Source organism: Winogradskyella sp. A2 (genome assembly GCF_046762865.1).
Classification (GTDB): Bacteria; Bacteroidota; Bacteroidia; order Flavobacteriales; family Flavobacteriaceae; genus Winogradskyella.
The window spans coordinates 132,592-150,896 of the sequence record NZ_JBKQXM010000008.1 but is presented as its reverse complement, the minus strand read 5'-3'; the positions used below and the strand labels follow the sequence as shown (position 1 = coordinate 150,896).

Annotated in this window: 14 protein-coding genes; 6 read left to right on the top strand and 8 right to left on the bottom strand. The window is 32.8% G+C overall.

Features of this window, described 5'->3' with window-relative positions; all coding sequences use genetic code 11:
• Window positions 1–324: 324 nt before the first annotated feature.
• The 6 genes from ACFWV9_RS14925 to ACFWV9_RS14900 all read right to left on the bottom strand — a co-directional run bounded on the left by ACFWV9_RS14925 (window position 325) and on the right by ACFWV9_RS14900 (window position 6,023).
• The gene (locus tag ACFWV9_RS14925) at window positions 325–750 is read right to left on the bottom strand and encodes a hypothetical protein (RefSeq protein WP_411896031.1); all 426 of its coding nucleotides are present in this window, start codon (window positions 748–750) and stop codon (window positions 325–327) included.
• Window positions 751–816: 66 nt separating this feature from the next.
• On the bottom strand, window positions 817–1,320 hold the full coding sequence (locus tag ACFWV9_RS14920) for a GbsR/MarR family transcriptional regulator (RefSeq protein ID WP_411896030.1): 504 nt from the start codon (window positions 1,318–1,320) through the stop codon (window positions 817–819).
• A gap of 47 nt (window positions 1,321–1,367) precedes the next feature.
• Window positions 1,368–2,144 (bottom strand): hypothetical protein, encoded by a 777-nt coding sequence (locus ACFWV9_RS14915; protein WP_411896029.1) that lies wholly within the window; start codon window positions 2,142–2,144, stop codon window positions 1,368–1,370.
• Window positions 2,145–2,171: 27 nt separating this feature from the next.
• On the bottom strand, window positions 2,172–4,202 hold the full coding sequence (locus ACFWV9_RS14910; RefSeq protein WP_411896028.1) for a M3 family metallopeptidase: 2,031 nt from the start codon (window positions 4,200–4,202) through the stop codon (window positions 2,172–2,174).
• Window positions 4,203–4,385: 183 nt separating this feature from the next.
• Window positions 4,386–4,865, bottom strand: a complete 480-nt coding sequence (purE, locus tag ACFWV9_RS14905) for a 5-(carboxyamino)imidazole ribonucleotide mutase (protein ID WP_411896027.1) — start codon at window positions 4,863–4,865, stop codon at window positions 4,386–4,388.
• Between the two features lie 3 nt (window positions 4,866–4,868).
• Window positions 4,869–6,023 carry a 5-(carboxyamino)imidazole ribonucleotide synthase gene (locus tag ACFWV9_RS14900; RefSeq protein WP_411896026.1) on the bottom strand — a complete coding sequence of 385 codons (1,155 nt, stop codon included), beginning with the start codon at window positions 6,021–6,023 and terminating at the stop codon, window positions 4,869–4,871.
• A gap of 148 nt (window positions 6,024–6,171) precedes the next feature.
• On the opposite strand from ACFWV9_RS14900, the gene ACFWV9_RS14895 reads away from it, so the two are divergent.
• From ACFWV9_RS14895 to ACFWV9_RS14870, 6 genes are all read left to right on the top strand, one after another.
• Window positions 6,172–7,281: an adenylate kinase gene (locus ACFWV9_RS14895; protein WP_411896025.1), complete on the top strand. Its 1,110-nt coding sequence runs from the start codon at window positions 6,172–6,174 to the stop codon at window positions 7,279–7,281.
• Between the two features lie 84 nt (window positions 7,282–7,365).
• Window positions 7,366–8,364: a GTPase ObgE gene (obgE, locus tag ACFWV9_RS14890; RefSeq protein ID WP_411896024.1), complete on the top strand. Its 999-nt coding sequence runs from the start codon at window positions 7,366–7,368 to the stop codon at window positions 8,362–8,364.
• Between the two features lie 12 nt (window positions 8,365–8,376).
• The gene (locus ACFWV9_RS14885) at window positions 8,377–9,090 is read left to right on the top strand and encodes an ion transporter (protein ID WP_411896023.1); all 714 of its coding nucleotides are present in this window, start codon (window positions 8,377–8,379) and stop codon (window positions 9,088–9,090) included.
• 48 nt (window positions 9,091–9,138) lie between these two features.
• Window positions 9,139–9,660 carry a DUF4136 domain-containing protein gene (locus tag ACFWV9_RS14880; protein WP_411896022.1) on the top strand — a complete coding sequence of 174 codons (522 nt, stop codon included), beginning with the start codon at window positions 9,139–9,141 and terminating at the stop codon, window positions 9,658–9,660.
• 73 nt (window positions 9,661–9,733) lie between these two features.
• The gene (locus tag ACFWV9_RS14875) at window positions 9,734–10,288 is read left to right on the top strand and encodes a DUF664 domain-containing protein (RefSeq protein WP_411896021.1); all 555 of its coding nucleotides are present in this window, start codon (window positions 9,734–9,736) and stop codon (window positions 10,286–10,288) included.
• Between the two features lie 21 nt (window positions 10,289–10,309).
• Window positions 10,310–11,593 carry a hypothetical protein gene (locus ACFWV9_RS14870; protein WP_411896020.1) on the top strand — a complete coding sequence of 428 codons (1,284 nt, stop codon included), beginning with the start codon at window positions 10,310–10,312 and terminating at the stop codon, window positions 11,591–11,593.
• 57 nt (window positions 11,594–11,650) lie between these two features.
• Here the strand turns inward: ACFWV9_RS14870 and ACFWV9_RS14865 are convergent, their stop codons facing one another.
• On the bottom strand, window positions 11,651–12,022 hold the full coding sequence (locus ACFWV9_RS14865; protein ID WP_411896019.1) for a DoxX family membrane protein: 372 nt from the start codon (window positions 12,020–12,022) through the stop codon (window positions 11,651–11,653).
• Window positions 12,023–12,109: 87 nt separating this feature from the next.
• Window positions 12,110–18,175 carry an alpha-2-macroglobulin family protein gene (locus tag ACFWV9_RS14860; RefSeq protein ID WP_411896018.1) on the bottom strand — a complete coding sequence of 2,022 codons (6,066 nt, stop codon included), beginning with the start codon at window positions 18,173–18,175 and terminating at the stop codon, window positions 12,110–12,112.
• Window positions 18,176–18,305: the final 130 nt, after the last annotated feature.

Here is an 18,305-nt window from a genome sequence, read left to right as displayed (position 1 = left end):
GTCTTAACCAAAATATGTTGTTGTAATGCATAATAGCTAAGAGCAAGATTATTTTACCAATGGTTTTTGAGAGTGAATTGATCATCTCTACAATAGAGGACAAATTTTCCCAATATGAAATTGTTATGATGGCGTAACCTATGTTGGTTAAATAATAGCCAATAAGCAATAGATTATTTATGCTTTTAACCAGAGCTGTATTATTATGAAAAAGGTTTAGCAGAAAAACTTCACCATTTTTATAAAAAAGCCAACCAACTTTTACCATAATAAATGAGATTATTGGTAAGTATATGCAGTATGTTATGAAGTTATAATTCATTATTAAATTAGATTAGATATAGCCAGGCAAGTATATATTGTTGCGAAAAGAGTAAATAAGAAGTTCATGGAGTAACTACCTATTTTGAAAATTAATTTTTGAGGAATTTGATACATTGGATAGTAGGCAATTTGGGTTATTACTTTACCAAGCCAATAGGCAGCTATAAGTGTAGTTAAGGCCAAGGCCAGACTAGTTACATTTTTTAAATCATTGGGCTGCAAAATTGCTATTAACCCAAAAGAAAAGTTTAGGCCTTGTATGTATCTGCCGTATGTCTTTGCAATTTCTTGGTTAAGAGGTTTTAGCAATTTTACATCATTGTACCAATCGAAAACTTTATGTCTTATATATGGATAAATAAGTGCGGTAAAGATTTGACCAGCACCACCTAACATGATTAACCAATTTGGAATTTGAAATTTCATAGAAGTAGTATTTTAGTTTTTAAACTTTCAGAAAATATTGAAAGATATATTTAAAAAAATATGGGCCTATTTCAACATCTTTAAAACCGATTTTGTTACCCAATTTTGATTTTGATTTACCAGTTTGGTCATAAGGTTATCTAAGTCCTCAGTGATTAAGTGCAAAGCCTTGGTTTGCTTAATAAGTTCTTTTGTTTTTTCGCTTCCATCATTCTTAATAGAAGAGACTTCATTTAATACTTTTATCACAGGTCTTATTTCTCGTCTACTGCGTTCTTTGGCAATAACCCTAGCTAATTCTTGTACATCCTTTTCAGTCGTAAAATACTCTCTACGCTCGCCAGTTTTCAATACTTTCGTCACAATTCCCCAATCCATAAGTTGACGCAAATTCATGCTAGTATTTCCTCGAGAGATCCTAAGTTCTTCCATAATATCTTCCATAGAAAGAGGTTTAGTGGAAATAAAAAGAAGCGCTTGAATTTGAGCCATAGCTTTATTTATGCCCCAAAGTGTGCCTAAACTTCCCCAGGTATTAATAAACTTTTCTTTTGCTTCTTCGTAACTCATAGTACAAAGATACAATTATTTTTAAACTTTCAATAACTATTGAAAGTTTATTTTATTTCAAAATGAATATGATCATCATGGCGTACAGCCTGGCATCCATGAAAGCGAATTTCATTATAATCTTGAAGTTTGAGTTCTTTCTTTAAATAGGGTTCTATAAATATTTTGGAGTGATTTGCACGATAAAGTAATCCTTGAATAAGAGTTTTTGTATTTTCCTTATCCAAAGTTAGTTCCTCATTTGTGCCAAAGGTTATGTACTTTGTTATATCATATTGCCAAAAGCCTATTCGTTTACAGTAATTTAAGGTGGGATTTGTGTTAGATGTGTACGCACCATAACCGCTAGTTGACGGTTTTTTGTTTGTCCTTTCACCATTTACCAAATACATAAATGCAATATCTATTTTTTTACCATTATTGTGACTAATATGAGGCAATAGTGGAAAACCATCAATAAAAGGAAAATTTGCGTCGAGGTATGTCACTCTTATGCCAAGATGTGCCAAGTCAATTGATGATTGAATCAACAAGGAATCAAGTTCTGTACTAACATAATTTCTAAATAGTAATGGGTAAATTAAATTATGAGGTTTTAGTGTGCTACTTGTTACTGGTAGTTTAGTTCTACCAAATATTGGTGCGGTAATTGGAATGACAAACAGATTAAAGACCAGATATAAAATTGGAAAAGCATATCTTTTTTTCTTTTTCCATTTATAACAAATTATAAGACAGAGCAACCAAATTAGTCCTCCAATTTGAGTAAGAATTGTTAAGACAAAAACAATAAAGACATGTAAAACTATCTTAAAAAATATCATGTCTTTAGAACGAATTAATATTACATCTTATTTTATCAACCCAGCACGTCGTAATAAGGCTTCTGGTTTGGGTTCTTGCCCTCTAAATTTTTTGTATAAGGTCATTGGGTTTTCGGTACCACCTTGAGACAAGACATAGGTTTTAAACTTATTAGCAACTGTTTTATTAAATATGCCTTCTTCCTTAAAATACTCAAAAGCGTCTGCATCTAATACTTCGGCCCATTTATAACTGTAATAACCTGATGAGTATCCGCCTTGGAATATATGAGCAAACGCCGTACTCATGCAATTTTCTTCTACTTCAGGGTAAAGTTGTGTTTCACCAAAAGCTCTAATTTCGTATGACTTTACGTCTTTAATATCAGAAGGATCAACACCATGCCATGCCATATCTAGCATTCCGAAACTTAATTGTCTTAAGGTTTGCATGCCTTCGTTAAACGTTGCTGATTTTTTTATTTTCTCTATTAATTCCATAGGAATTACTTCATTTGTATCATAGTGCTTTGCAAACAGTTTTAATGTTTCTTCTTCATAACACCAATTTTCTAAAATCTGACTTGGTAATTCTACAAAATCCCAATAAACACTCGTACCTGAAAGACTTGGATAAGTTGTATTGGCCAACATGCCATGGAGCGCATGACCAAACTCATGGAAAAGTGTTGTAACTTCATTAAAGGTTAATAGTGATGGTTTACTTTTTGTTGGTTTTGTGAAATTACAAACTATCGATACATGTGGTCTTTCGTTAACGCCATTTTTTATCATCTGAGGTTTATACGATGTCATCCATGCACCATTTCTTTTGCCTGCCCTAGGGAAGAAGTCAGCATAAAAAACAGACACTAATTCACTATCTGAATCCACGACTTTATAGGTCATAACATCATTATGATACTTATCAATAGTATCAATTTCTATAAATTCTAGTCCGAATAATTTACTGGCAACGATGAATGCACCGTTAATAACATTTTCAAGCTTAAAATAAGGTTTGAGCTGTTCGTCATCAAGATCAAACAACTTCTGTTTTAACTTTTCTGAATAGTAGGCTGAATCCCATTTTTGAAGCAGTTCAATTCCATCCAATTCCTTGGCGAATTCCTGTAGTTTTTCAAACTCATTTATTGCTGCTGGCTTAGCTTTACTTAATAAATCGGTTAAGAAGTGATTTACCTTTTCAGGAGTTTCTGCCATACGTTCTTCGAGCACAAAATGGGCATGAGTTTCATAACCTAGTAGTTGTGCACGTTCATATCTTAGGTTGGCGATTTCTAAAACAATGTCCTGATTGTCTAATGTATCATTTTTAAATCCTTTGCTACCAAAAGTTTTTGATAATTTTTCTCTTAGCGTCCTATTTTCAGCATAGGTCATAAAGGGTATATAACTTGGATAATCTAAAGTAATTAACCAACCTTCTTTTCCCTTGCTTTCAGCTAACTGTTTGGCAGCTTCTTTAGCACCATCAGGTAATCCGTCAAGATCACATTCATTGGTTAAAAGCATTTCAAACTTATTAGTTTCGGCTAAAATGTGCTCTCCAAACTTCAGTTTTAATTGACTAAGCTCTTTGTCAATAACTCTGAGTCTTTCTTTTTTATCTTCAGGTAAATTAGCGCCATTTCTAGCAAAACTCTTATATTTTTTATCTAGCAATGTAGCTTGCTCAGCGCTTAAATCCAATTCTGATTTTGAATCATAAACAGCCTTAACGCGTTTAAATAAATATTCATTAAGCGTAATATCGTTGCTAAATTCAGAAAGCAGTGGAGAAACTTCTTGAGCTATTTTTTGAATGGCATCATTAGTTTCAGCAGAATTTAGATTGAAAAAAACACTTGAAATCCTATCTAATTCCTCACCAGAATAGTCTAGTGCCTCAATAGTATTTTGAAATGTTGGTTTATCATTATTATTAACTATGGCATCGATTTCTTTTTTTGCTTTTTTAATCGCCGTTTTAAAAGCAGGTAAGAAAGCATCATTTTTTATTTTTGAGAAAGGTGCTGTATTATATTGTGTTTCAAAGGGTTTATTAAGAATTGTCATTTTATACCGTCTTAATTTTCTTACTATATTATTGATATTCTGAACTTTAACTCAATTTTAAGTCCTTCAAAATCAATTTCGTATCTATCTTTTGTTTATTTTTGTAACTCTTTTAGAGCAAATTCGATTGTTCAAAAAGGATTGGTTAATAGCGAGAAGCCTTGGCGATAGTCAAGGCTTTTTTTATAGATCTTTTGCAGAGTCAATAACCTTCGCCTTTAAGCCTTGTTTGTAGACCATAATTTTATCTAGTATGCATTGGTCTGCACTTCCTAAAATTTGTGCAGCTAGTATACCTGCGTTTTTTGCACCATTAAGAGCTACTGTTGCAACAGGTACACCTCCTGGCATTTGTAATATTGATAATACAGAATCCCAGCCATCAATTGAGTTACTACTTTTAACAGGCACTCCAATAACTGGTAATGGCGATAAGGAAGCTACCATACCTGGTAAATGTGCAGCACCTCCAGCACCCGCAACAATAACTTTTATCCCACGAGTATGAGCATTTTTGCCATAATCGAATAATTTATCAGGTGTTCTATGTGCTGAGACTATATCAACTTCTACTTCAATATCAAATCCTTTTAAAATATCAATAGCGTCTTGCATAACAGGCAAATCGCTTTTACTTCCCATAATTACACCTACTTTACTCATAATTTATTCACTTATAACTTGAATTGTTCGTTTTACTTTTTCGGCTATGGCTCTAGCCTTTGATATGTCTTGATTTACTATTGTGACATGTCCCATCTTTCTAAATGGTCTAGTCTGTTTCTTACCATAGATATGTGGTGTAACACCATCCATAGCTAAAATCTTTTCAATGTTTTTATATAGCACATTTCCTGTGTAATCTTCAGCGCCAACTAGATTCACCATTACACCAGCAACTTTACTCTCCGTATTACCTAATGGTAAATCTAAAATTGCTCTTAAATGTTGTTCAAACTGGCAAGTGTAGCTAGCTTCTATACTGTAATGACCAGAATTATGCGGTCGCGGTGCTACTTCGTTTACTAAAATTTCGTCATCTTCTGTTTGAAACATTTCTACAGCCAACAAGCCAACATGCTTAAATGCTGCAGCAGTTTTCAAAGCCACCAATTCAGCTTTTTTTGCAATCTCATCTGGTATTCTTGCAGGACAAATTACATATTCCACCTGATTGGCTTCTGGGTGAAATTCCATTTCAACTACAGGATAGGTTTTTAAATCACCATTTGTATTTCTTGCAACAATAACAGCCAATTCATTTTTAAACGGAATTAGATTTTCAGCAATACATTCTACATTGGGCAAATCAATTAAATCTGTGTAGCGCTTTACAATTTTCACACCCTGACCATCATAACCAAATTTCGCACTCTTCCAGACAAAAGGGTAATGCAATCCACCATTGCCTACTGCCTCATCTATTTCAGATGTATATGCAAATCTCGAGAAATCTGCTGTTGGAATATTATGGTCTCTATAAAATAATTTCTGATGTGCCTTATTCTGAATTGTTTTTAAAGTCTTAGAAGAAGGATATACTTTCACACCTTCATTTTCAAGTTTTTCTAAGGCTTCAACATTAACATTTTCAATTTCAATTGTAAGAATATCTACGTTTTTCCCAAAGTTAATTACTGTATCATAATCCAATAAATCACCTACAGTAAATTCATCACATGCCAATCTTGCTGGAGCATCTTTATTAGGATCTAAAACGCATGTATATATATCAAATTTTCGAGTGGAATACAATATCATTTTACCCAACTGGCCACCACCTAAAATACCAAGTTTAAATTTTGAAGAGAAGTAGTTCATTTTAAAATATCTAACGAGATACCAACTTAAATTGCATTAAAAACACAAAAATACACTAATTATAGTACAAAGTTCTAAAATCATAAATCAAAAAATAGTCTTTCCTTAATCAAATGATTATCTTTGCATTTCTAAATTTTAGTACATATTGATTAAGCTTCACGACTTATATTTTAAACCATTTATATCAGAAGAGCAAATTCAGTCTTCTGTTGAAAAAATGGTTGAAGAAATTGCTTCAGACCTTGGAGATGAAATGCCTGTATTTGTAGGTATACTGAATGGGTCATTTATGTTTGTGAGCGACTTTGTGAAATTATACCCAAAACCTTGTGAAGTAACATTTATTAAACTTGCATCTTATGAAGGTGTAAAGTCTACTGAAGATATTCAACGGTTAATTGGGTTAACTCAAGACTTAACTGGTAGAACTGTAGTTATTTTAGAGGATATTATCGATTCTGGTAACACATTAGAGGAAGTGCACAGAATTTTTAGAAATGAAAATGTAAAAGAACTAATTATTGCTACACTTTTTTACAAACCAGAAGCTTATAAAAAAGACTATAAACTCCATTACGTTGGTATGGAGATTCCAAATAAATTTATTGTAGGTTATGGACTGGACTATAATGGTTTAGGAAGGGATATTCCAGCTGTATATCAATTAAAAACAACACAACACATGACTAATCTTGTTTTATTTGGCCCTCCAGGTGCAGGTAAAGGAACTCAAGCAAATTTTTTAAAAGAAAAATATGATTTAGTGCACATCTCTACAGGTGATGTATTTAGATATAATATTAAAAATGAGACTGCTTTAGGGATGTTAGCCAAATCCTATATGGATAAGGGAGAGTTGGTACCAGACCAAGTTACGATTGATATGTTGCAAAAGGAAGTTGAGAAAAATGCTGATGCAAAAGGCTTCATTTTTGACGGTTTTCCTAGAACGAATGCACAAGCGAAATCACTTGATAAATTAATGGAATCTAAAGACTCTCAAATTAATGCTATGGTTGCACTTGAGGTAGAAGACGAAGTTTTAGTTGGTCGCTTGCTAGAGCGCGGTAAAACAAGTGGTAGGGCAGACGATGCAGACGAGAGTATTATAAGAAATAGAATTAAAGAATACTACGACAAAACTGCAATATTAAAAGATTACTATTCTGACCAAGACAAATATTTTGGAGTAGATGGTGTAGGTAGTATTGAAGAAATAACAGTGCGATTAGGCGCTGTTATTGATAATCTTTAAACTGTCATTCCTGTGTAGGCAGGAACTTAAGAATTTATACTAAGGGTTGAATTAAAAAGATTCCCGTATACAAGGGAAGTAACCATGACAGAAGGAAATTTTGTAGACTACGTTAAAATGCATGTTACCTCTGGGAATGGAGGTAAAGGATCAGTGCATCTACACCGGGAGAAATATATTCAAAAAGGAGGTCCAGATGGTGGTGATGGTGGTCGTGGCGGTCATGTAATTATTAGAGGAAATTCAAATCTCTGGACATTAGTTCATTTAAAATTTAAAAGGCATATAAAAGCTGGTCACGGTGATCATGGCAGTTCTGGTAGAAGTACAGGAGCAGATGGACAAGATGCAATAATTGAAGTGCCATTAGGCACGGTTGTACGTGATACAGAAACTAACGATATATTATTTGAAATCACGGAAGATGGCGAAGAGAAAATTGTTGCAGAAGGCGGTAAGGGTGGACGTGGCAATTGGCACTTTAAGAGTTCTACGAATCAAACACCACGCTATGCACAACCCGGAATTCCTCTAGAAGAAAAGGATATTACATTAGAGTTAAAAGTCCTTGCAGATGTTGGACTTGTTGGATTTCCCAATGCTGGAAAGTCTACACTTTTATCTGTTTTAACTTCGGCAAAACCAAAAATAGCAGATTATGAGTTTACGACATTAAAACCTAATTTGGGTATTGTAAAATATCGCGATTATAAGTCTTTTGTAATGGCGGATATTCCTGGTATTATTGAAGGTGCTGCAGAAGGTAAGGGTCTTGGTTATTATTTTTTAAGACATATTGAACGGAATTCAATATTATTGTTTTTAATACCAGCAGATGCTAATGATATTGTTGAGCAGTACAAAATATTAGTCGATGAATTAAGGCGTTACAATCCACAAATGTTAGACAAAGAAAGATTTGTGGTTATATCAAAATCTGATATGTTAGACGAGGAGCTAAAAACTGAAATATCTGTTATATTAGATAAAGATCTTGAGGCTGATTATATGTTTATTTCGTCGGTTGCTCAACAAGGTCTAGTAGAATTAAAAGACAAACTCTGGCAAATGTTAAATGAATAATTGTTACTTATTATGAAGGCTTACATAAAAAGTATTGTCGAGTATAATAACAATAGGCTAAGCAGAAGCTTTGCATTTTTTATACAATTCTTAATTGTCCTTTCGGTCATAACCTTTTCAATTGAGACTATTCCAAATTTAAAGCCTCAAACACGAGTTATATTGAACTCTATTGAGATATTTTGTGTTACTATATTTACGATAGAATATATCGCGAGAATCTATGTGGCAGACAAAAAATTTAGATTCATATTTAGCTTTTTTGGTTTAATTGATCTTTTCGCCATACTTCCATTTTATCTATCCTTTGGTGTAGATTTAAGATCGCTAAGGGTTCTTAGAATGTTTAGGTTGTTTAGGCTCTTAAAACTAGTTAGGTATAATAAAGCCATGCGTCATTTCACAAAAGCCATGCTAATGGCTAAAGAACAGATAATTCTTTTTATGGCGATAACTTTGGTGCTGATTTATTTTGCAGCAGTAGGTATCTACTATTTTGAAAACGAAGCGCAACCAGAACATTTTTCTTCAATTTTTGAAAGTCTTTGGTGGTCAATAATAACACTAACTACTGTTGGTTATGGTGATGTCTATCCTGTGACTATGGGAGGAAGAATATTTACATTTTTCATTCTGTTAATTGGTTTAGGCATTGTGGCAATTCCTACGGGTATAATCTCGTCTTCACTTACCAAAGTCGTTGATTTCACGGACGATGATGAATAGTTAAAACGCTTTTAAGCACTCTACTTTTTTAGTATCTTTAAAAGAAAAATGAAAGTTTTTAAATACCTACTAGTTTTTCTAATGGTTGCATCTTGTGGGCCATTAGTTTCGTATGATTACGAAGAATCAACTGACTTCTCAAAATACAACAGCTATAATTATTTTGATGATATGGAAACAGGCTTAAATGTTTTTGATCAAAAACGTATAATTAAAGCAATAGATTCGCAACTAACAAGACTAGGCTTAGACCGTAAGGAAAATGCAGATTTTTATATTGATATAAGTAGTCAAGTTGTTCAAAAAAGTACTAACTCAAGTATAGGTGTTGGAGTAGGTGGAACGGGTAGTAATGTTGGTGGGGCAATTTCTGTTGGTGTCCCTGTTGGAGGTAACCAGCTTGCTAGACAAATAGTTATAGATTTTGTAGATCTCAAGGAAAGTGAAGAATTAATTTGGAAGGCAATTAGTGAATCGTACTATAAACCAAATGATACTCCTGAGAATAGGGAAGAACATTTTCACGCTCTTGCAGAAAAAATATTTAAAAAATATCCGCCTAAAAAATAAGTTAATCTACTGTTAATCAAAATAAACAGCTGCGTTTTGTTGTTATATTTATTGAAACAAATCAATTCAAATTATGACAACTAAAATTCTCTCAGCTACATTTCTGTTTATTTTTTCAATTTCATTATCAACTGCTCAGATGGTAGTTAAACCTCCAAGGGGTTTTACAAATGATATTGGTAATATGATATCAATGCTTGATAATCTTAAAGGTCGAGTGGAAAGACATGTGGTTAATTTAGATCAAGAAGGAACAGATTTCTTGTTAGATGACAATGCAAATTCTCCTGGAGCAATAATATATCATTTAGCAGCAACTGAGGCATATTATCAAGTCTATACTTTTGAAGGAAGAGGATTTAATTCAGAAGAAAAAATGAAGTGGGAGACAGCCTTAAATTTAGGCGAAAAGGCTAGGCAAGAGTTTAAAAATAGACCTATTGACTTTTATCTTAAAATATATGATGAAGTAAGAGCCAATACCAAGAAACTCTTGAAGAGTAAAGATGATGATTGGTTTAAGAAAAAAAATGAAAATATGAGTAATCATTGGGCTTGGTTTCATGTTATGGAGCATCAAGCTAATCATATGGGGCAATTAGCACTAATTACAAAGCGTATTAGATAAATAAAAAACCTAAATTTCATTATGACATCTATTAATCAACCATCTTGGTCTTTATTTGAAAAAATAGGATTCAGGTTTTCATTTGTTTATTTCTTCCTGTTTATAGCCTTTCAAAACAATAGTACTTTCCCCTTTTGGTATGATATATTTGAAATACCCTTAAAATGGACTAGAGAATTTATTCCATGGTTAGGAGAGCATTTATTTAATTTGAGTGAACCTGTATTTATTGGAATGACAGGTAGCGGTGATACTACTTACGATTTTCTTGTAATGTTTTGTATAGTCTGCATAGCTTTATTATGTACATTGGTATGGTCTGTAATTGACCGCAAACGTGATAATTATTCAAAACTCTATTATTGGCTAACAACTGGTATTCGCTACTATGTTGGGTTTATGCTGATTAATTATGGGTTTTCCAAGGTAATTCAATTACAGTTCCCTAATCCCGGACCTTATAGGCTTATTGAACCGTATGGTGAATCATCACCTATGGGACTGGCATGGACATTTTTAGGTTTTTCTAAAGGTTATAATTTATTTATGGGAATAGCGGAACTATTAGCTGGGTTGCTACTGTTTAGGAGGACAATGATTTTTGGTGCCTTTTTAACCTTAATGACGGCAATGAATATTATGGCAGTCAACTATTTTTATGATATACCTGTAAAAATAGTTTCGACACATTTGGTCATTATGACTTTATTCTTATTATTACCAAACATCAAAAGATTAACCTCATTCTTTTTTACAGATATTAAAACGAAGCTCAAGTTTATCAAAAGACCTCATTATAAAAGGAGTTTAAAAATTGCAATGAATAGTTTAAAAGGATTATTACTTGGGTATGTGTTTATATATGGGTTCATTGATACACTTGATGCTCAAAAGCTATATGGTACAAAAGCACCAAAACCAGATTTATACGGAATTTATGAGGTAACCGATTTTGTAATAAATGGTGATACTCTAACTGACTATAAAAATGAAAAGTTGTGGAAATCCATTGCTGTACAATGGGAAGGGTCATTACAAGTACGTACTTTTCAAGCCTCTTACCCAAAGTATTATGGAATTGAAAAAGACAGTTTAGTAGAAAATAGATTAAAGTTTACCAGATGGGGAAAACAAGACGAAAGTTTTTATTTCAATTATAAAAAAATAGATAGTACTGGCTTAGACTTTAATTTTATTTTTAAAGGAGACACAATTCAAGGATTTACAAAACGATATGATAAAGATGATTTTATTCTTAATAGTCGAGGATTTCATTGGATAAGTGAACAGGCCTATAATCGATAATACTGCGTAGTAAATATTAAAAAAAGAGGCACAATTAGGCCTCTTTTTTGTTTTCTATTATTTCAACATCGGTTTATATTTTTCCATATAACCTATAATTACTGCAATATTTAATATCAGTAGCACAACTGCTCCACCAATTCCTCCTGGGTCTAAAACAGCATGGAATAGAAATGCATTTATTGAAACACTCATTAAAATAAGAGCGAAAAGTGCTCCAAATTTATCGAAGATTAAAGCTAATCCTGCAACAATTTCTACAATGGCAACTAGCATTAGTGTTTTTGAACTTGAAAGTGCACCAAAGTAGGCACCTGCTTCTTCACTAAGTTCTGGCATCGGCAAGAAATTTGCAAATTTGTTAATCCCAAATACTAGGACAAAGATTCCAAGTAAGATTCTTAGAACCGTAAAAACTTTTGAATTCATATCAAATAATTATTTAGTTAGTGTAATACAAGTTACAAAATTTATTTTCAGATGCTTATTTGTATCCAAGCACTAATGTGTGTTTAATTATTGGATATTAATTCTAACCCCTTCGCTATGGCTACTAAACTCAGGTGCATACATGGACTGAATGGTGCTTATACCATTACTCATGTCACCTGCATTATTAACTCTTAAATCATATTCGAATACAAAAACGCCCTTGGGTAAATAATCTATAAAAAAGTTTGTAGAAGCGTCTTTGGTACTCTCATAATATCCAAGTCCATCTTGCCATTTGTATTGAGATAATACATTGATAGGCTCTAAGCCTGAAGCTCTCATATCCTTGAGGTGAATAAACTCCATAGAGCGATCCGTACTTAACTCAATGCGCACTCTTACGAGGTCACCAACTTTTAAATAGGTACTATCTGTGATTTCAGAGATTTCTTCACCTTTATCAGTGTTAGTTTTTAAGAAAAGTTTCTTACTTAATTTTAAAGGTGTCTCTGCTGAAGTAATTTTATCTAAATCTTCAAAATATTGCCAGTATATAGCACCCCAAGCAATACCATCACCTTTTTTGGTTATGGTTACATTAGCCATATTCTGTTTTATATTTGTTCCTGTCCACGATGTTTTATAGTAGCCTGTGCCAGCTTCAACCTTTACATCTTCTAATTTGTCAGGAGAAACAGTTTCATCACCAACCTGTACATCTACCATCTCTGTTACATCTAGCCAAGAACTGCCTTGTATTAATAGAGCATAAACTGCTTCAGTAGTTGCTTTAGTTGTTTTCCACTGGTTAGTTTGTTTGTTCTTCAACAACCAGATTTTTAAATTATCAATCGTAGCAATGTCATTATCAATTTCAGAAAAGGCTTCAATTAATAAAGCTTGGGTTTCTATTGGTGCTTGATGCCAGTACCAGGAGTTGGTGTTTTCTTTCCAATACATACCCAGTTCATCAGATGTTATACTATTTTCCTTTAAAGAATTCAAAATATTAGATGCAGTATTGTTTTCATCCATTCTATGCATTGTTAATGCCATTAGTCCTTTAGCATATAAGGATGTTTTTAACCAATACTTTTTTATTTGGTTTTTATAATAAGACAAGATCTCAACTAACTCTTTTGATGTACTTGCCTCAGGATAAAAACTACGCACATACATGTAATGCAGTTGCATATAAGACAAGTGATCTTCTGTTAAATCTATGTCTTTATTATATTTTTTAAGGTCTTTATATTCCTTAATGAATTGTGCATCTAAATAGCGTAAGGCATTTAATACCATATCATGGTTATCATCATGTTGAGGAATGTCCACTTTTAGTTGCTTTAAATGCCCAAAACCTGCCACAATATGTTGTGTGATGTAACGATTATCTCTACCGCCATTAAACCAAGGCCAAGCACCACTAGATGATTGATTGTTTTGCAACTTCATCTTGGCAGACAGCAACTCATTATTCATTTTATTTAGGTCGAAAAGTAAACCGATACGTTTCTTTTGTTCTGTTTCTGATTGTGCATCTCGTAACCATGGTGTTTCTTGGACTAGTATATTTTTTAGTTCTTGATTCTTCTCTAAATTAGATAATAAAGCATCCGAAGATTTCCATTGATTAAAAACAGCCTCAATTTTTGGATTTGATTTTACAATGTGCTGTGCTAATGCATTAGCATAATAGCGCGAAAATGTTTGCTCGTTACAATCGTAAGGGTATTCCATTAAATACGGTAATGCTTGTACGGCATACCACGCTGGATTTGACGTCATTTCTAAAGTCAACTTATGGTTGCTTAACGTTGTTGAGGTGTTATCTTTTAATTTATCTAAAGTAAAAGTCCTAGTCTCATTAGAGCGCACCCACATTGGTAGCGTTTCTGTAACCAACATTCTGTTGCTTAAAACTGGTAAAGCATTATGTTCACCATCGCTATAGTCACCAGCTTTTGCAATAACCTTATATTGTACAGCCTGTATACCTTGTGGTATTTCTATACTCCAAGTAACTTGTGTATTGCCTTTTGCATCTACTTTAAACCCTAAGTCATTAGAAGCGTTAGATAAATCGCCATCAATTGATTTCCCGGTAATAGGATCAGTTAATAATAATTGTGCCACGCCAGACAACTCTTTTTCAGTAAGGTTTGCAATTTTAGTGCTGATAATTATTTCATCACCTTCTCTTAAAAACCGAGGCGCATTTGGTAATACCATCAACTCTTTTTGTGTTACCGCTTCTAATTGTGTAACTGTGCTTTCTAATGTTTTAGTATGTGCTAATAATTGCAATTTCCATTTTGTTAAAGCCTCTGGAGCTTTAAAGTTAAAACTGACGTTGCCTTCATCGTCGGTTTTTAATTGCGGAAAGAAGAAGGCCGTTTCATTTAAGTTTTTACGGATTTGAATCGTAGATAATTCTGAAGTTGTGTATGTACTTTCTATATCTATTTCTTCATTATTGGCTCCACCTGTTACACCATAACCTGTAACTACAACTTCTTCTAAATTTGCTTCATCATCTTCAGTTACCATAAATGCATTGGTCATTTGTGGCGCAGACACAGCATCAGGATAAATACCGTCTCGAGCTCGCATTTTAAGCATTGCATAACCAGTATTACCAAAGTAAAACCCAAACCAATTTAACTTATCATATTGTTGAGGTTTAATCCCTGGAATAGTCATAAAGCGATTGAATAATTCAAAAGTTTCAACACTAAAACTATTCCTAGAGTTCTTATTTACTCGGCTATAATAATTAGGATTGTTTATTGGATTAAAATACCAATTGTGTGGTGCAAATTCGTCTAGTGAGGCATCGTACATACTGGCAAGTAATTCTGCAGAAATCTTATCGCTTTTTGGGCCCTTAATAGTAAAACTCCACGTTTCATCTTGGCCAGGTTGTAGTTTGTCCCTAAAAGTTTGGGTAATAATTTCTAAGTCTGTTTTAGGATACGGTACATTGACTTTGTAAGAACGTGTGATATATTCATTTGCAAATGCAAAACTACAATGCACATCAAATCCTCCTAAGTCATTGTCTAGAACAGGTATACTTATGGTTTGTTTTGAATTGTTGAGTTCAACTATATGGGTTACAATTATTTTCTTGTCTTTTTCTATTTCTATAGTAATGGTAACTTCCTCAGCACTAGAACCCAAAGTTAGTTTGGCCATTTCATTGGGCTTATATGACGATTGATTTAGCTGACCTTCAAACAATTGATGGTCTGCTATGGTTTTGTCCTTCTCACTATAAACAGAAACAAAGACTTCATCCTTTACATCTTGGTTAAATTGATCCTTACTTTCAGCAATAATAATATACTTTCCAGATTTCCATTTTTTTAGCTTTTTTAAAGTTATCGATTTGTCTTTTTCAGTATTGAATGTTGTATTAAATACTTCTTCTCCCTTATCCCAATTATTAATATCATGTTCGTTATTAAATGGATCATTTGGAAATATTGCTTTGAATTCTTCCTTAGGAATTACCTGAAAATCTGGAGCAGGCCATGGCCTATTTCTAAGTACTCCCTCAGGCGACTTTAGTTTATAAACTTTTAATAGACCTATTGAATTGACAGATTCACCATTGAGGTTTTTAGATTCTAGTGTTATGTCTATTTCTTTTTTTGATTTATCAATAGATTTTGGTGTAACGATATTTAGGGTCATGGCATGGTAACCCACATTTACAATAGTAGTTGTACTGCGAGTTTCGCCATTAATATCAGTAACATCAGCAGTAACCTCATAGTTAAATATTGGTAGGCTCTTATTAGAAACTGTTTCGTCTGGTATGGCCTTAAAAGTAATCTCAAACTCACCTTTATCATTGGTTTTGGTGGCTCCAAAAGTTATTTCTTGTGGTTCTGAATTAAAATGTGGTCCTCTCCAATAATACCATCTTGGGTAACGAACCATTCGTTTTACACGATACACCACCTTGGCATTAGTAATATTACTTCCTGCGAAGGCTTCTGCTTTACCTTTTACCGTTATACTGTCATTTACTTTAAAGGTGTCTGTAATTGGATTAAACTCAGGTTTAAATTTTGGGCGTTTGTATTCTTCCACCGAGAAACTTTGATAGCCTCTTCCTATTTTATTAGAAAATGATCTGATACTAAACTGACCCGTTAATCCAGAATTAGGTAAAATGAATTCACCTTTCACTGAGCCAAATTCATTGGTTTTCAATTCTAATTCATTTAGTTTTTCGCCATTAACATTTTGTAATACAACTGTAATCGATTCATTGTCAACAACAGTTGTTTTATCGTTTTTTCTTTGTGAAACTATACCTTTAAAATAAACTGTCTGTCCAGGTCTGTATATGCTGCGGTCTGTAAATAAATATGTTTGGTATGTAATATCTTTTGCAGTATTCTCTCTGTGTTTTCTTGACATATAATACTCGCCAAAATAGGCTCTTTCACCATCTTTGGTTGCTATAATCGTTATGTCTCTTCGATAGGTATTACCTTTTATTACCTCAAACTTGCCATTTATGTCAGTAGTGAAAGTCTTTTTCCAATTATTTTGGTTGTTGTTAATGGTGTAAGAATATTCAATATTAGCACCAACGACTGGCTTACCATTATTTCTGTCAATTAACTGATAGTAATGAATATTATCTGTATTGCTTTCAATAAGTGCAAAATTTGAGACCTGTATATGTGAAGTCGCAAATACACCTTCTTCAGAATTTGTTTTTGCCTCAACAATATATAGTCCGTTAGGAAGTTTAGGTAAAATTATTTCGGTGCTGTGATCTTGATAATCACCAACAGTCTTTAATGAACTTTTAAAAGATTTTAGAGCCTTAAGTCTTTTGATGAATTTTGCTTTGTCCTTTGGATTATAAATTTGTTGATACCTATTTAATTGTTTTTGGTCTATTTTATATATGTTGAAGGAAAGTGCATCTAAATTTTTATAACTAACCAATACTCGAGATGGTAAATTATTAGGTGTAAATTGTTCTGTTTGAAGCCTGAAACTTGGTTGTATAATGCGTTGCATTAAAACTTCACACTTTTTTGCACCTTCACTTTTAGGAAATGCAAAAACCACTGATTTGCATAGCTCATAGGCTTCTTTTAGATGCCATTGGTATTCGGTGTAAGGACTTCCGTTTTTTAAATTTGGATTAAACTTTAAACCTAGATTTCTTTTTTGTTTTGCTATTTCATAATTATACAATGCCGATAATTCTGAAGTTTTTAAAGCCTCTGCATTTTCATTAAGAACCTCATTTAGTAAAATTTCTTTATCACTAAATGTGGCATTGTTCACTACAAATCTTAGACGTTCAATATCTGCATTAACAAAGGCTTTTGATGTCTTATTTTTATTATGAAATTTTAATAAATTTTGATAGATTTTAAGAGCATTAAACTGCAAGGATAAGGTGTCTTTTGAGTTTAATTCTATATTAATGAAATCATCACTGTTTGATAAATAATCAACATTGTCAATGGTGAACTTATATGAGGGTTTCGTAATTGAATTCTCATCTGTTTTATAAAACTCTAGTGCATTATGATTTAGTAAATCATAAAGCGTAGGTCTATAATCTTTGGAACCTTCAGATTCAATAATTAAAGTATTGTATTTGTCAAGTGGCTCTTGTTGTAAAAGCAGACCATTTTTTAAAGACCGTTGATAATAGTCATGAATTTCATTAAAAAGTGTCTGTAAATCCCATGTTCTAAAGTCATCACTGACTTTTTTAGCAGTAGTAGTGCGGTTATAAAACTGATATCTATTTTGTTGAAAATATTGCCAGTATAAAGTGGCCATCATATTTTCCATCAGATGTTTGACAACTGTGTTTTTAGTACTCTCGATTTCCTCTTTAAAAAGATCTACTATATTTAGCTGTGCTTCTTCTTCTAGAATGAGCATGTACTTGCTATTATATAGCAATGTTTTAATACGTTCTTGAGTTTGCCCTTGCTCAACTGCAATAGCGTAGATTTCATCAACGAGTTCTGAAGCACTTTTTGTAAGTCCTTTACTCTCAAGTTTTGAGACCTCTTTCCATAGCTTGTCATTATTGTTTTGTGCATTTGTAAAAGAAGCGAAGCATATTAGCATTAGAATTGAGATATAGTTTTTCATGTACGATTTATTTTTCAACAAAATACCTTCAAAAGGCATTCCAAAAACAGTACAAAATAGTAAATGTACCATTTCGTTGAGTGAAGTTAAGCAATTTGTAAGTGAAACGAATCGTTATAATTCTATGATT